The following is a 14,573-nucleotide window of genomic DNA, read 5'->3' on the forward strand; positions in this document are numbered from 1 at the left end:
GAAACGCGAGCGTCTATCTTCGTGATACATCAGACGGGCAAAGCCATGGCATTCCGTGCCTTGATCCTCAAACGAAGATATATCTTATTCCAGAAACGACAATGGGCGGACCCTTGCGGATCCGCCCATTCTGTCTGTTCGAGGAGGTCAAGCGCCGAACAGGCAACTTTTATTCGGCAGCAATCCGGATGATCTCGGCGTTATGCTCTTCATGCTGCTTCAGCGGACGGTTGCCCGATAGCTTGCGGATCAACACATAGAACACCGGCGTCATGAAGATGCCGAAGAATGTCACCCCGATCATGCCGGAGAATACCGCCACGCCCATGGCCGCACGCATCTCGGCGCCCGCACCCGTCGAGGTGATCAGCGGCACGACGCCCATGATAAAGGCCATCGAGGTCATCAGGATCGGCCGCAGTCGCAGACGGCTGGCTTCCATGGCAGCCTGAACGGGCGTCCTGCCGACAAACTCCAGCTCGCGGGCAAATTCGACGATCAGGATGGCGTTCTTCGCCGATAGCCCGACCAGCACCATCAACCCGATCTGGGTGAAGATGTTGTTGTCACCGCCCATCAGCCACACACCGGTTAGCGCCGCAAAGACACCCATAGGCACGATCATGACGATCGCCAGCGGCAGGGCGAGGCTTTCGTACTGCGCGGCAAGCACGAGGTACACGAGCAGCAAGGCCAGCGGGAAGATGATCAGTCCGGAATTGCCGGCGATGATCTGCTGGTAGGTCAGGTCCGTCCACTCATAGCCGATACCCTTTGGCAGAGTGTCGGCCGCAATCCGCTCGACTGCTGCCTGCGCCTGGCCGGATGAAAATCCGGGGGCTGCGCCGCCGTTGATGTCGGCAGCCAGGAAGCCGTTGTAGCGCGTCGTCCGCTCAGGTCCGGTGCTGGCCTCGACCTTCAGCAGCGCCGAAAGCGGGATCATCTGCCCTGTCGACGAGCGCACCTTCAACTGCCCAATATCACCGGGATGGGCCCGAAACTTCGCATCCGCCTGCACCCGGACGCTGTAGGTGCGGCCGAAAGCGTTGAAGTCGTTGACGTAGAGCGAGCCGAGATAGATCTGCAGCGTGTCGAAGACATCCGTTACCGAGACACCCAGCTGCTCTGCCTTGGCGCGATCAAGGTCGGCGTAAAGCTGCGGCACGTTGATCTGGAAGCTCGAGAACAGACCCGCAAGCTCAGGCGCCTGATAGGCCTTGGCCAGAAACGCCTTGTTGGCTTCGTCTAGGGCCTGGTAGCCAAGCCCCGCCTTGTCCTCCAGCTGCAGCTTGAAGCCGCCGGTGGTGCCGAGACCTTGCACGGGCGGCGGCGGGAACATAGCGATGAACGCTTCCTGGATGCCGCCGAACTTCTTGTTCAACTGCATGGCGATGGCGCCGCTCGACAAATCGGGTGTCGTACGCTCCTCGAACGGCTTCAGCTTGACGAAGATAACGCCGGCATTCGAGGAGTTGGTAAAGCCGTTGATCGACAGGCCGGGGAAAGCGATCGAATGCTCGACGCCCGGTTCCTTCATCGCGATCTCGCTCATGCGCTCGATGACATTCTGCGTCCGGTCGAGACTGGCCGCATCCGGCAGCTGGGCAAAACCGATCAGATACTGCTTGTCCTGGGCCGGCACAAACCCGCCCGGCACCGCCTGGAACAGGAAGTAGGTGGCACCGATCAGGGCGAGATAGACGACCATGACGACGCTTTTCATCGACAGGATGCCGCCGACCCCACGGCCATAGCCATTTGAACCGCGCTGGAAGACCGTGTTGAATCCACGGAAGAACCAGCCAAGGCCCTTGTCCATCACCCGCGTCAGCCAGTCCTTCGGGGCATGGTGGTCCCTGAGCAGCAGCGAGGCCAGCGCCGGCGACAGCGTCAGCGAGTTGAACGCGGAGATCACCGTCGAAATGGCGATCGTCAGCGCGAATTGCCGATAGAACTGGCCGGACAGGCCGGAGATAAAGGCGAGCGGCACGAACACTGCGACCAGCACCAGGGCGATGGCAACGATCGGGCCCGACACTTCCTTCATGGCCCGGTAGGTGGCATCCCTCGGCGACAGGCCGTTCTCGATATTGCGCTCGACATTTTCGACCACGACGATGGCGTCGTCGACGACGATACCGATGGCCAGCACCAGCCCGAAGAGGCTAAGCGCATTGATCGAGAAGCCGAACATATACATGACGCCGAAGGTACCGATGATCGACACCGGCACTGCCACCAGCGGAATGATCGACGCCCGCCATGTCTGCAGGAATAGGATGACGACAACGACAACCAGCGCGATGGCTTCGAGCAACGTGTGCACGACCTTGTCGATCGAGGTGCGGACAAACTCGGTGGTATCGTAGACGATCTCGTACTTCACGCCGTCAGGCATCGCCTGCTGCAGCTCGTTCATGGTCTTGTGGACCTCGTCCGAGATGGTGATGGCGTTGGAGCCGGGCGCCTGGAAAACTGGGATTGCGACAGCCGACTTGCCGTCCAGCAGCGAGCGCAGCGAATAGTCGGATGCACCGAGCTCGACGCGGGCGACATCGCGCAGGCGGGTGATCTCGCCATTGGTGCCGCTCTTGACGATGATGTTGCCGAACTCCTCCTGCGTCTGCAGGCGACCCTGTGCATTGACGTTGAGCTGCACGTCGATGCCGGTAAGGTTCGGAGAAGCGCCGATGACGCCGGCGGCAGCCTGAACGTTCTGCGCCCGGATGGCATTGGCGATATCGTCGGCCGCAAGCCCGCGCTCGGCGGTCTTCTGCGGATCGACCCAGACGCGCATGGCATAGTCGCCCGAGCCGAAGATCTCGACCTGGCCGACGCCCTGGATGCGTGCAAGCCGATCCTTTACGTTAAGGACCGCATAGTTGCGCAAGTATGTGATGTCGTAGCGATTATCCGGCGACACCAGATGCACGACCATCATCAGGTCGGGCGAACTCTTGACGGTGTTGATGCCGAGATCGCGGACGTTCTGCGGCAACCTTGGCTCGGCCTGCGAAACGCGGTTCTGCACCAGCTGTTGCGCCTTGTCCGGGTCGGTGCCGAGCTTGAAGGTGACAGTCAGCGTCATCAGGCCGTTGGATGTGGCCTGGCTGGACATGTAGAGCATGCCCTCGACGCCGTTGATCTGCTCTTCGATCGGCGTTGCCACCGTCTCGGATATGACCTTCGGGTTGGCGCCCGGATATTGCGCGGTAACGACAATCGACGGCGGCACGACTTCCGGATATTCCGAAATCGGCAGCAGCCCCATGCCGATCAATCCTCCGACGAGGATCAGGACCGACAGCACACCAGCAAACACCGGTCGGTCGACGAAAAAGCGAGACATGTTCATGATGTGGCCCTCTCCAGGGATAACGGTGGACGCACTGCGCAGGACCACGCGGCAACTCCGCCGCAGGTCTCATGCCATTTGCAATTTTTAACTGACCGGGAGGCCCCCTCCCGGTCTTCAAGGCGCCTACTTCGAAGCGGCGACCTTCTGCTCGGGCTTCTGTTCAGGCTGCGGATCGACAAGTGCACCCGGGCGCACCCGCTGCAGGCCGTTGACGACGATCCGGTCGCCGACCTTGAGGCCCGATTCGACGATGCGCTGGCCGTCATTGAGATCGCCGAGCGTCACCTGCCGATAGACGAGCTTGTTGTCGGCGCCGACAAGAAACACGAACTTCTTGTCCTGATCGGTGCCCACGGCCCTGTCGTTGATGACGATCTTGTTTTCAGACTTCGGCTGGCCCATTCGCACCCGAACGAACTGCCCGGGGATGAGATGGCCGCCCGGATTGGCAAAGACGGCGCGCACACCGATGGTGCCGCTGGCCGTATCGACCTCGTTGCCGATCAGTTGCAGCTTGCCGGTGATCGGCGTGCCGCTGTCGCGTGTCGTACCGATCTCAACCGGGATCTGCTCGACTGGCGGCGCAACGCCGTCATTGGCCGTCAGTTGTCCGAGGGCGCTGGTCACGGCCTGCTCGTCGGCATTGAAGCTTGCGTAGATCGGATCGACCGAAACCAGCGTCGTCAGCGCCGGCGACGCCGAGCCAGCAGCGACGAGATTGCCAACAGTCACCTCAAGCTTGCCGACACGACCGGCAATCGGTGCGCGGACCTGCGTGTAGTCGAGGTTGAGCTGGGCGGTGTGCAGGGCTGCCTGGGCCGCCTGAACATTCGCCTGCGCTTCTGAATAGGCGCTCGCCCTTGTGTCGAGGTCGCTCTGCGAAATCGTCTTGTTGTCGGAAAGGCGACGACCGCGGTCGAGCTCGAGTTTGGCAAGATCGACGCGCGAAGCGGCGGCCTCGACCTGCGCCTTTGCCTGGGCTACGGCCGCCAGATAAGGCGCCGGATCAATGGTCAGCAACAGGTCGCCGGGTTTGACGAGTGCGCCCTCGCGGAAATTGACCGACTGGATGGCACCGGCAACGCGCGGACGGATGGACACCCGTTCGATCGCTTCGAGCCGCCCGGAAAACTCCTCCCAGGCCGTGACATCCGCAGCCGCAACCGTAGCGACTGTCACCGGAACGGCCGCAGGCGCCGCAGCCTTGGCAGGCTCACTGGCAACCGCACCGCGCGGCAGGTCGAGATAGAAGGCTGCCCCGAAAACGGACGCAGCAAGGCTTATGCCGGCGCCCCACAGGGCCCAGCGCTTGTCTTTGGTTGTCATTGCATTCTCTCCTTTTCAGCCCCGGCTTGGGATCCCGGGCTGCAGATCACTGGCTCTAATCAGCCAGGCCGAACACGAATATCGTCTACGAAGCTCTTGAAACTCTTGCAGATATCACCCTGCCAAGTTTGCTCGTCGGCCGATTGTCCGCCATAAATTCTTGCCCAGCCCATACCGGCGGACAGGATACGCTGCTGGACAGAAACGCCTGCCTTTTCCAGCAATTTTCCATATTCCACGCTCTCGTCGCGCAACGGATCATCCTCCGCCGTCAGCAGCAAGGTCGGCGCCACGCCTGAAAGCCGCGAACAGAACCGCGGCGCGGCATAGGGATGGCAGACACCACCGAGGAAACCCAGATAGTGGTTCCAGCCCTCGCTCCAGCGTTCACGCATCCCGCTCTTGTCGGCGCACTGAAACGACTTGCTGCCCATGAAAGGGTCGAGCAGAGGCGAGATCAGCACCTGTCCGTCAAGCATCCCTGGCATCTGGTCGCGCGCCTTTAGAGCGACGCCAGCCGCAAGGTTTCCGCCCGACTCTTCGCCGGCAACAAGCAATAGCGACTTCTTGCCACCCAGCTCGCGCTTGCGGGCAAGATATTCCAGTACGCCGTAGGCATATTCGAGCGACTTCGGAAAACCGTTGTCGGTCGGCCCACTGCAATCCGCGTCAACGACGATGGCACCGGCATCTGCCAGGCACTCCGCAACCGGACGGCCGACATAGACCGCCTTGTCCAGAAACGCGCCGCCGTGAAGATATAGCACGACCGGCGCATTCTTGTCGTCAAGCGAGTCACAGAACACACGTGCGGAAACCGGACCTGTAGCCACGCCTTCCAACACAACTTCCTTAAACGGGGCACGCATCGAGGGGCTCCCAACTGAGTGGACCGATCAAACGAGATCAATTCCGCCTCATCTCTTGGGTGGAACATATTGTTATTCCGTTTTACAGATAAGTCCCCTATATTCGATCAGACTATTCACGATCTCGAACAATGGGCAGCTTTCCGTAAACCGGCTCAGGATTATTACAGGATGGACCAGCTTTCCGCCATGCGCGCTTTCGCCCGTGTTGTCGAAACCGGCAATTTCACGCGCGCAGCCACGACCCTGTCGATGCCGAAGGCGACGGTAACGACACTCATCCAGGGGCTCGAACAGCACCTGCACACGAAATTGCTGAACCGCACGACCCGCCGTGTCATGGTGACCACCGACGGCGCCCTTTACTACGAGCGCGCGATCCAGATCCTTTCGGAAATCGAGGAGCTCGACGGCAGCGTCAGCAATTCGCAGAGCCTGCCGAGCGGCCGGCTGCGGGTCGAAATGGCTGGCGCCTTTGCCGACGAGATCGTTATCCCGGCGCTGTGCGACTTCCACCTGCGCTATCCCGATATCCGCATCGACATGGGTGTCGGCGACCGGCTGGTGGATTATCTCGCCGAGAACGTCGATTGCGCCCTGCGCGCAGGCACCCCCACGGATCAGTCCCTGATTGCCCGGCGCGTCGGCGAAATTCCGATGGTCACCTGCGCGTCACCGCGTTACATCGAAAAATTCGGCACGCTTCAGTCCCCTCAAGACATCGAAACCGGACACTTCGCCGTCAGCTACTTTCGCGCCCAGACGGGAAAGACGATACCGTTCGAGTTCTCCCGTGCCAATGAGACGTTCGAGATCAGCCCCACATACATCCTGTCGGTCAATGATAGCAGAAGCTTCGTCAACGCGGCTCTGAGCGGTCTCGGCATCATCCAGGCTCCTGCCTTCATGATCCGCGAAGCGTTGGCGGATGGGAAGCTTGTGCGAATGCTTCCTGATTGGCACCGCGACCCCTTGCCCCTGCACATCGTCTATCCGCCGAACCGGCATCTCAGCAACAAGGTCCGCGTCTTCGTCGACTGGCTGGCAAAGCTGCTGGTCACCTCCCGCATCGGCGATCTCTGATACATGGCATCGGCAGCGTCACCTGCGCCGCATCTGGGTGGGGCTGCTGCCTGTCAGGCGTCGGAACATGGCAATGAAGGCCGAGGCGCTGCCGTAGCCCAATTCTTGCGCCACCTGCCGCACCGGCATGTCGGCTTCGAGCATCGCCAGCGCCGCAACCAGCTTCAATCGCTGCCGCCAGTCGTTGAACGACATTCCCAGCTCGTCCTGGCATCGCCTCGAAAGCGTCCGCTCGGTGGTTTTCATCATCCGCGCCCATTCTTCCAGGGACCGGCGATCGCCGGGCGCCTCCTGCAAGGCAGACAAAACGGGTCCAAGCAACGCATCGACGGAAAGCGGCAGATAGCTTTCGCAGCGCTCCGCCAGCCGTATCTGGTCGACCAGCACCTGCGCCAGCCGTAGATCCTCCGTCGTTTGTGGCACGCCGACGTCGCGGATCGCAAAGTCCGCCAGTATAGCCTTCAACAGCGGACTGAGGCTGAGCGTCTGCGGAACGGGCGGCAGATCCGCACACAACTCCCGCGCGACATACACCGTGACGTAGCGAACATCATGCCTGATCCACGCTTCATGCAGGGTGTAGGGCGGCAGCCATATGCCGTAATGCGGTGGGGAGAGATAGCGGATACCTTCGATGTCCAGTTCCGCGACGCCGACAAGCGCATAGTTCAGCTCGCCCCACTCCTGGCTCTTGGCCGGAAAGACCGTACCTCCAACGTAACTCTCGGTTCGGAAGGAAACCGGGGCTGGCGGCTCTCCGTCAAGGCGTGGCGATCGAGCGGACATGGCGGAATTCCGGGACTGGCTTTCTGGAATTCGCTATATACCACTAATCGGACAAACGCTAAACACACCCCTGCAGCAGGCATCTCCCTTATTCGTTTTGCGGGAACATCCATGGCCGACGGAAAATCCATCGAGACAGCGACGCCGCTGACCCCGGCTTCGGCCTTCGCGCCGTTTGCAACCGTGCTGATCTGGTCCGGCAACGTCATTGTCACGGAGGCGGCATTCGGCGTCATCGCTCCGGGATCGATCGCATTCTACCGCTGGCTGATCGCTCTCCTCGTCCTGCTGCCCTTTGTCGCCAAGGTAGCCTGGCAACAGCGAGCCGTCGCGGCGCGTCACTGGTTGCAACTGGCAGTGCTAGGAGCGCTTGGCATGGTCGTCTACCAGAGCCTTGCCTATGAGGCGGCGAAGACCACGACCGCCGTCAACATGGGCGTTATGCTGGCACTGATGCCGCTGATGTCGGCGCTGCTTGCAAGCCTGCTTGCCGCCGAAAGACTGTCGTTCAACCGCCTCGCCGGCGGCGGCGTCTCGCTCGCCGGCCTTGTCTATCTCACGTCGCACGGCGACCCCGCCACGCTTCTGACCGGTGGATTTCACATCGGCGATGGCCTTATGCTGATCGCGATAGCAGCAAACTCGCTCTACGGCGTTCTGCTGAAGCGCTGGACAATTCCGCTGTCGCTCTGGCTGCAGCTGTTCTGGCAGATCGCCTTTGCGACCTTGATGCTAGTTCCCGTCTGGCTGATGGGGACGATTTCGCCGATCACGACGGCAAACCTGCCGCTCATCCTCTACGCCGCCATCCCCACATCCCTGATCGCGCCACTCTATTGGATGACAGCGATCCGCAGCCTTGGCGCCGCCCGCACCGCCCTCTTCATCAACCTGCTGCCGGTCGTCGTCGCCATTCTCGCCTGGGCTATCCTGAAAGAGGAGTTGCACGCCTACCACGCCATCGGTGGTGCGCTTGCACTAGCGGGCGTCGGCATCGGCCTTCGCCAGCGCAAGCCCTCTCGCATAATGACAAAAGCCGTCACCAACCCTGCTCAACACAGGTCGTGATCTTCCACCGAATGCAATCTTAAGGCGATTTTTCTATCTTACCCTCATCTACTTCGACTATGCCTGATAGAGTCGGTAGCGAAAGCAGCAGGCACCGTGGCCAGCGGTGCATCGAGGAAGACGGGCCTCCTCGACCCAGGCGAGGGCCTCGTTACTGAAAACGGAGGTGATCTATGTGGTATATACCGCTTAGTTTCACGTTTGTGGTAAGAAAAACCCGCACAGGCTGGTCAATGACGGTGCGGGTTAACTTTTTATCATAAACAAAACGGTGGGTGGAGTTAGCGCTCCGTCCACCACTCCAAGATATGTCGAAACAACCAGTTTTGCAAGTACAGTATCGAGCTCACCGAGCCGATCCCAAGACCAGCCGCGAATTTAGTTGAACTATAAAATATCTCGTGATCATATGCTTGCGAGACGGCAGGGGACCCCGCCTCAAACCGACCAAACGAAACGGCGCCCCCCCGCGAGACACCCATGAACGCTGCAGCTTCCGACACGACGTTTACCGGCGAAAACGGCTTTCCGGTCGAGGAACTGCGCGGCATGTTTCCAGCACTGCAGAAGGCCGGCGATTTTGTCTTTCTCGACAATGCCGGCGGCGCGCAGGTGCCGCAGGCTGTTGTCGACGCGGTTGCAAACCACCTCATCGACTTCAACGTCCAGCGCATGGCCAAATACCAGCACAGCCAAGGTGTCGACCGTAATCTCGATGAGGCACGCGAGACCGTTGGCTTGCTCGTCAACGCCTACCGACCGGAAGAAATCTCCTTCGGCCTGAACGCCACATCTTTCATCCGGCTCGTTAGCCTTGGCATTGCCAGGATGCTGGAGACACGCAACGAGATCATCGTCACCGACATGGACCATGACGCAAACATCGCCACCTGGATGGCGCTGGAGGCCGATGGCGCAACGATCGTCTGGTGGCACATGCGCGAAGACGGTACGCTGCATACGGATGACTTGAAGCCGCTCCTCTCGGAGCGCACCCGCCTAGTAGCCTGCACCGTCACGGCCCATTCGATCGGCACCATCGTCGATGTCAAGACGGTCGGGCAGCTGGCCCATGCGGCCGGCGCCGAAGTCTTTCTCGACAGCGTCCACTACGGCCCGCACGGCCTGATCGACGTGCAGGACTGGAACTGCGACTATCTCGTCTGCTCCGGCTACAAGAATTTCTCGCCGCACATGGGTTTCCTCTGGGGCCGCTACGATGCGCTGGTCAAGCTGCCGACGTTCAAGGAAGACTTCATTCCGGATGTCCCGCCCTACAAGATCGAGGTCGGCACCTTCGCCTACGAGAACGTGGCCGGCATGAACGCTGCCGTCAAATATCTAGAAACCCTCGGCCGCCGCTTCCTGCCCGCCGGAGAACACTCCCGACGCGCTGCCATAGCCGCCGCCATGGGCGCCATCCGCGCCTATGAAACGACCCTGTCGCGCGAATTGCTGGCAATCCTCAAGCGTCACGGCGCAGTGATCTACGGCATCTCCGACGAGACCAACATTGCCGGTCGCGTGCCGACAATATGCTTCAACATCCCCGGCATCACGCCCCAGCAGATTGCCGGTGAGATGGGCGAAGCCGGCATCGGCCTGCGCGACGGCCACATGTTCGCCCCGCGTCTGATGAGACGTCTCGGGCTGACCATGGAACAGGGTGCGCTCAGGATTTCCATGGTGCACTACAACACCCTGGCAGAAGCCGCCCGCTTCGACCTGGTCCTCGGCAACATCATCGCCCGCCATCGGTGAAATGCATTCTCACATCCGATACCCCGCCTGCTGCAGGATCGGCAGCACGCGGTCGCAGAAATATGGCAGTTCCTGCGTGTAGTTGACGAAGGAAAGGGCTATGCCGGCATAGCCTTTTTCGCTGACCTCGATCATTTCAGCGGCGATGCTCTCCGGCGTCCCGATCAGCGGATAGCTGCCGGCACCGCCTGCAAAGCGTTGGCGATAGCGATCATAGGCTCCGGCATCATGCGATTGTGAGAACTCCTTCTTGCCTGCCATATGGGCATCGACCGCCTCGTGATCGGCCATGTTGACGGCGTAGCGCACGTAATAATCCTGCGCTTCCTGCCGGCTCTCGCGGCAGACGACATGGCAGACGGTGTAGACGCCGACATCTCGGCCTTTGGCCTCCGCCCGCTCGCGGATATCGGCAACCGGCTTTCCGGCATCCGCCATCTCCGTGAACGTGGTGAAGAGGTAATCGCAATGGGCTGCGGCGAAATCTCGACCCGGACCGCCGAATGCTGCATTCATGGTCACCGGGCGAGGTATTTGCAGGCTTGCCGGCCGGCTGACTGCATCCTTCAGGCTGTAGTAGACACCGTTGAAATCGAAGGGCTGATCGGGGCCGTAGGCGCGCTCGACAATATCGAGCCACTCGGCTGCCTGATCATAGCCCTTCTCGACCAGCGGCGTGCCGAACATGCCGAATTCCTTCGGGTTCCAGCCGCAAACGATGTTGAGGCCTGCCCTGCCGCCGCTGACATGGTCGACCGTCGCCAGCGATTTTGCGGCGTAAAGCGGATGAACGAGTGGCACGTGGACTGTCATGAACAGGCCGATCTGCTTGGTCGAGGCGGCCAGCGCCGCTGCCCATGTGAAAGTCTCGAACGACCATTCGCGCACCCGATTGCGGCCACCGAAACCGCGCCAGCGGGCAATCGGCAGCAGGAATTCCAGCCCGGCGCGGTCGGCGATCTTTGCCGCAGCAAGATTATCCTCCCAGCTTGCCGTCCACCGCTCCGGCACATCGGTGATCGCCAGCCCACCATCGGCATTGGTCGAAAACACGCCAAGCTTCAGCCTATTCGGCCCCTTGAGCGGATGCTGCTTGATCATGGTTTCTCCCTCACCTTATCAGTCAGGCTACGTGCAGGATAAAATATTTCAAGCCTAAAATAGATTTCGCTTTCGCAGACTTTGCGTTTAGGTTTATCGGTGAACAAACCAATGCCGCCATCCGGGGATCCACCATGACCAGTTTTCGCCAGCGCTGCCTCGACCGCGCTCCGCTGATCGGCACGTTTTCGGCCATCCCCCATCCTGTCGCGGTGGAAGTCGTGGCGATGGCGGGCGTCGATTTTCTCTGCATCGACTGGGAGCACGCGCAGATCAGTCGCGAGCGCATCGAGGATCTCATTCGCGCCGCCGACGTGCATCGCGTGCCTGCAATTGTCCGGGTGCCCGGCCATGCGCCGGAATCCATCGCCGCCGTTCTCGATGCTGGAGCAGCCGGCGTGCTGGTGCCGCGCATCTCCAATGCCGCAGAGGCCACGGCCGCAGTGATGGCAACGCGGTACCCGCCGGTCGGCGAGCGAGGCGTCGGCCCAGGTCGCGCCGCAGCCTACGGCTACCGCATCCCGGACTACTTGGCGAAAGCCAATGGATCGCTCGTTCTCGCCATCCAGGTCGAGACGGCTGAAGGCCTTGCCAACATCGCGGAGATCGCGGCCGTCGAGGGCGTCGATGTCATTTTCATCGGCCCCGGCGACCTGTCGGTGTCCATCGATGCACTCGGGCCAGATGGCAAGGACAGGCTCGACAAAGCCATCCGCACCATCACCGAAACATCACTTGCAGCCGGCAGGACTGTTGGCATTTTCCGTCCCTCGACATCGGATATCGCGACTTGGTCGGCGGCCGGCATCAGTTTCTTCCTGCTGGCCAGCGACACAATGTTTCTTGGAGCCGCCATGGCGGAAAACGCTGCAAAAGCGCGCAATTCTTGCGCTTAGCAACAACCGATATTTAAGTTAGCAACATCAACGACTTGAAGCCAATTTTCAAACGTCAAAAATATGCTTTTTTCTTAGACTTTTTAAGCTTCAAATTTTTTTCTTGAAATGCCCTTCGTTTTGGATAACCATTCGAAATCAAGGGGTGATCCATGCGTCTTCCGAAACTATCGGCGACGTTCCGACATCTGAATTTCAAGGAAAAGACCGTGCCTTTACGAGCATCACCCGCAGCCGACAACGACCGTTACGCTTTCGACGGCATCCGCGCCCAGATCCGCGACCTGCACACCGAGAATATTGCCGAACTCGCCATGCGCGCCCGCGAACTCGGAGATGTGATCCCGCTCTGGTATGGCGAAGGCGACATGGTAACGCCGGCTTTCATCCGCGATGCCGCCAAGCAGGCACTCGATGACGGCACCACCTTCTACATCCCCAATATGCGCGGCTCCGGTCCGCTCAACGAAGCCCTTTCGGCCTATCAGTCGCGGCTGCACGACCGCGACATTCCGATCCAGCGCACGACGATTGCGCCGGGCGGCATGCAGGCGCTTTATCTCGCCCTCCAGCTGCTGGTCGATGTCGGCAGCAATGTCGTCTACGTCGCGCCGCAGTGGCCGAACATCCACAACGCCATCCATCTGATCGGCGGCGAGCCACGCCCCGTACCGCTCGACTTCGACACCGACTGGCACCTCGATCTCGACAAGCTGTTTGCCCGCTGCGACGCCCGCACACGCGCCATCTGCCTGTCGACACCATCCAATCCGACCGGCTGGACGGCTTCGCGCGACGAGATGCAGGCGCTGCTGGAATTCAGCCGCCGGACCGGCATCTGGATCATCTCGGACGAGGTTTACGCGCGGCTCTATTTCGAAGGCATAGTCGCACCCTCGATCCTCCAGGTTGCCGACGATGGCGACCGGGTGATCTCGGTGAACAGCTTTTCGAAAGCCTGGGCGATGACCGGCTGGCGCATTGGCTGGCTCACCCACCCCTCCGGCGTCGCCGACCAACTGGCTGCGATGACGCAGTATATCAACAGCGGAACGGCCGGCATGATCCAGGCTGGAGCACTGGCTGCCGTCAGGGATGGCGAGCCGCTGGTCGAGGATGTCAGGCAGAAGATCAAGGCCGGCCTCGACCTCGCCTACGAGAAACTTCCGCAGATTCCGGGAATCGTCCTGCCGGTAAAACCGCGCGGCGGCATGTACGCCTTCTTCGCGCTCGAGGGCGAGAGCGATGCCCGCGCTGCCTGCACCCGCATCCTGGAGACCTCGCGCGTCGGCCTGGCCCCGGGCTATCTCTTCGGAGACAGCTCCCGCGCCTTCCTGCGCATGTGCATCTTCCGCGACATCGAACAGATCCGCACTGCGCTCGACCGGATGGTCGGCGCCATGACATGACGGCCAGCCCTTGAGGGCGCGCCGATGCTACCCCCGTGGGCCAACGATGCCTTCGGGTCCATAACCAGAGGGAAACAGACATGAGCCTTACGCGTCGTAATCTATTGGTGCTCGCCGCCGCCATCAGCCTTGCCGGCGGGTCGTCCATTGCCCATGCGGCAGAGACGTTGAACGTCGGTTCCTACCCGAGCAACCCGCCGTTTGAGTACAAGACAGACTCGGGCACCTTCGAGGGCTTCGAGGTCGACATCGTCAAGGAAGCCGCCAAGCGCGCCGAAATGACCCCCGAAATCGCCGACTATGGCTTCCAGGCGCTGTTCGCCGGAACCTCGTCCAAGCGCATCGACGTTGCGATCTCGTCGATCACCATCACGCCGGAGCGGCTGAAGTCGCAGTCCTTCACCCAGCCCTACTACGATTCCGACATGGGCATCGCCGCCAAGGCCGACAGCGCCATCAAGGGCATTGCCGATCTCAAGGGCAAGACCATCGGCGTGCTGTCCGGCTCGACCGGTGCAAAATGGGTCGACGAGCATAAGGCCGCAGATGGCTTCGCAGACGTCAAGGGCTACAATGCCCAGCAGGAAATGTTCCTCGATCTCGGCGCCGGCCGGGTCGATGCCGTGGTCAGCGACGTGCCCGGCATGGAATACCTGTTCGTCAAGATGAAGGGCTTTGCCGTAAAGGAGCGCATCAAGACAGGCGAACAGTACGGCCTGATGATGACGAAGGATTCCCCGCTGCTCGGCAAGCTTAACGATGCCCTGACAGCGATGAAAAAAGACGGCACCTTGCAGGCGATCCACAAGAAGTGGTTCGGCAGCGATGCACCGGCTGGCTCCTCCACGGTCGTCGAAATGCCGATCCCCAAGGCGTGATCGAACCATAACCTGCCATGATCCATGCCGGTCGCCCA

Annotated in this window: 11 protein-coding genes; 6 read left to right on the forward strand and 5 right to left on the reverse strand. The window is 60.9% G+C overall.

What is annotated here, in order from left to right:
* Positions 1 to 169: 169 nt before the first annotated feature.
* From J5289_RS15325 to J5289_RS15335, 3 genes are all read right to left on the reverse strand, one after another.
* On the reverse strand, positions 170 to 3,355 hold the full coding sequence (locus J5289_RS15325; RefSeq protein WP_209206483.1) for an efflux RND transporter permease subunit: 3,186 nt from the start codon (positions 3,353 to 3,355) through the stop codon (positions 170 to 172).
* Between the two features lie 126 nt (positions 3,356 to 3,481).
* Entirely contained in the window at positions 3,482 to 4,684 is a 1,203-nt protein-coding gene (locus J5289_RS15330; protein WP_209206482.1) for an efflux RND transporter periplasmic adaptor subunit, read from the reverse strand.
* Positions 4,685 to 4,743: 59 nt separating this feature from the next.
* Entirely contained in the window at positions 4,744 to 5,553 is an 810-nt protein-coding gene (locus J5289_RS15335) for an alpha/beta hydrolase fold domain-containing protein (protein WP_209184501.1), read from the reverse strand.
* A gap of 171 nt (positions 5,554 to 5,724) precedes the next feature.
* Between J5289_RS15335 and J5289_RS15340 the strand changes: the two genes are divergently transcribed.
* Positions 5,725 to 6,636 (forward strand): LysR family transcriptional regulator, encoded by a 912-nt coding sequence (locus J5289_RS15340; RefSeq protein ID WP_209184502.1) that lies wholly within the window; start codon positions 5,725 to 5,727, stop codon positions 6,634 to 6,636.
* Positions 6,637 to 6,654: 18 nt separating this feature from the next.
* Here the strand turns inward: J5289_RS15340 and J5289_RS15345 are convergent, their stop codons facing one another.
* On the reverse strand, positions 6,655 to 7,422 hold the full coding sequence (locus J5289_RS15345) for a helix-turn-helix transcriptional regulator (protein WP_209184503.1): 768 nt from the start codon (positions 7,420 to 7,422) through the stop codon (positions 6,655 to 6,657).
* Between the two features lie 111 nt (positions 7,423 to 7,533).
* On the opposite strand from J5289_RS15345, the gene J5289_RS15350 reads away from it, so the two are divergent.
* Both J5289_RS15350 and J5289_RS15355 read left to right on the forward strand, forming a co-directional pair.
* Positions 7,534 to 8,490: a DMT family transporter gene (locus tag J5289_RS15350; RefSeq protein ID WP_209184504.1), complete on the forward strand. Its 957-nt coding sequence runs from the start codon at positions 7,534 to 7,536 to the stop codon at positions 8,488 to 8,490.
* Positions 8,491 to 8,970: 480 nt separating this feature from the next.
* On the forward strand, positions 8,971 to 10,251 hold the full coding sequence (locus tag J5289_RS15355; protein ID WP_209184505.1) for a cysteine desulfurase-like protein: 1,281 nt from the start codon (positions 8,971 to 8,973) through the stop codon (positions 10,249 to 10,251).
* Between the two features lie 9 nt (positions 10,252 to 10,260).
* On the opposite strand, the gene J5289_RS15360 is transcribed toward J5289_RS15355, so the two are convergent.
* Positions 10,261 to 11,352, reverse strand: a complete 1,092-nt coding sequence (locus J5289_RS15360; protein WP_209184506.1) for an LLM class flavin-dependent oxidoreductase — start codon at positions 11,350 to 11,352, stop codon at positions 10,261 to 10,263.
* 134 nt (positions 11,353 to 11,486) lie between these two features.
* Between J5289_RS15360 and J5289_RS15365 the strand changes: the two genes are divergently transcribed.
* The 3 genes from J5289_RS15365 to J5289_RS15375 all read left to right on the forward strand — a co-directional run bounded on the left by J5289_RS15365 (position 11,487) and on the right by J5289_RS15375 (position 14,535).
* Positions 11,487 to 12,248 (forward strand): HpcH/HpaI aldolase/citrate lyase family protein, encoded by a 762-nt coding sequence (locus tag J5289_RS15365; protein ID WP_209184507.1) that lies wholly within the window; start codon positions 11,487 to 11,489, stop codon positions 12,246 to 12,248.
* 152 nt (positions 12,249 to 12,400) lie between these two features.
* Positions 12,401 to 13,657, forward strand: a complete 1,257-nt coding sequence (locus J5289_RS15370; RefSeq protein ID WP_209184508.1) for a pyridoxal phosphate-dependent aminotransferase — start codon at positions 12,401 to 12,403, stop codon at positions 13,655 to 13,657.
* 80 nt (positions 13,658 to 13,737) lie between these two features.
* On the forward strand, positions 13,738 to 14,535 hold the full coding sequence (locus J5289_RS15375; protein ID WP_209184509.1) for an ABC transporter substrate-binding protein: 798 nt from the start codon (positions 13,738 to 13,740) through the stop codon (positions 14,533 to 14,535).
* Positions 14,536 to 14,573 lie beyond the last annotated feature (38 nt).

Origin of the sequence: Rhizobium sp. B230/85 (assembly GCF_019355735.1) — a bacterium.
Taxonomy (GTDB): Bacteria; Pseudomonadota; Alphaproteobacteria; order Rhizobiales; family Rhizobiaceae; genus Rhizobium; species Rhizobium rhododendri.

What these genes read in the sequence shown, in the direction of transcription:
- J5289_RS15335 (WP_209184501.1), bottom strand. Translation starts at nt 5,553, where the DNA reads ATGCGTGCCCCGTTTAAGGAAGTTGTGTTGGAAGGCGTGGCTACAGGT.
- J5289_RS15345 (WP_209184503.1), bottom strand. Translation starts at nt 7,422, where the DNA reads ATGTCCGCTCGATCGCCACGCCTTGACGGAGAGCCGCCAGCCCCGGTT.
- J5289_RS15375 (WP_209184509.1), top strand. Translation starts at nt 13,738, where the DNA reads ATGAGCCTTACGCGTCGTAATCTATTGGTGCTCGCCGCCGCCATCAGC.
- J5289_RS15350 (WP_209184504.1), top strand. Translation starts at nt 7,534, where the DNA reads ATGGCCGACGGAAAATCCATCGAGACAGCGACGCCGCTGACCCCGGCT.
- J5289_RS15360 (WP_209184506.1), bottom strand. Translation starts at nt 11,352, where the DNA reads ATGATCAAGCAGCATCCGCTCAAGGGGCCGAATAGGCTGAAGCTTGGC.
- J5289_RS15325 (WP_209206483.1), bottom strand. Translation starts at nt 3,355, where the DNA reads ATGAACATGTCTCGCTTTTTCGTCGACCGACCGGTGTTTGCTGGTGTG.
- J5289_RS15340 (WP_209184502.1), top strand. Translation starts at nt 5,725, where the DNA reads ATGGACCAGCTTTCCGCCATGCGCGCTTTCGCCCGTGTTGTCGAAACC.
- J5289_RS15365 (WP_209184507.1), top strand. Translation starts at nt 11,487, where the DNA reads ATGACCAGTTTTCGCCAGCGCTGCCTCGACCGCGCTCCGCTGATCGGC.
- J5289_RS15370 (WP_209184508.1), top strand. Translation starts at nt 12,401, where the DNA reads ATGCGTCTTCCGAAACTATCGGCGACGTTCCGACATCTGAATTTCAAG.
- J5289_RS15355 (WP_209184505.1), top strand. Translation starts at nt 8,971, where the DNA reads ATGAACGCTGCAGCTTCCGACACGACGTTTACCGGCGAAAACGGCTTT.
- J5289_RS15330 (WP_209206482.1), bottom strand. Translation starts at nt 4,684, where the DNA reads ATGACAACCAAAGACAAGCGCTGGGCCCTGTGGGGCGCCGGCATAAGC.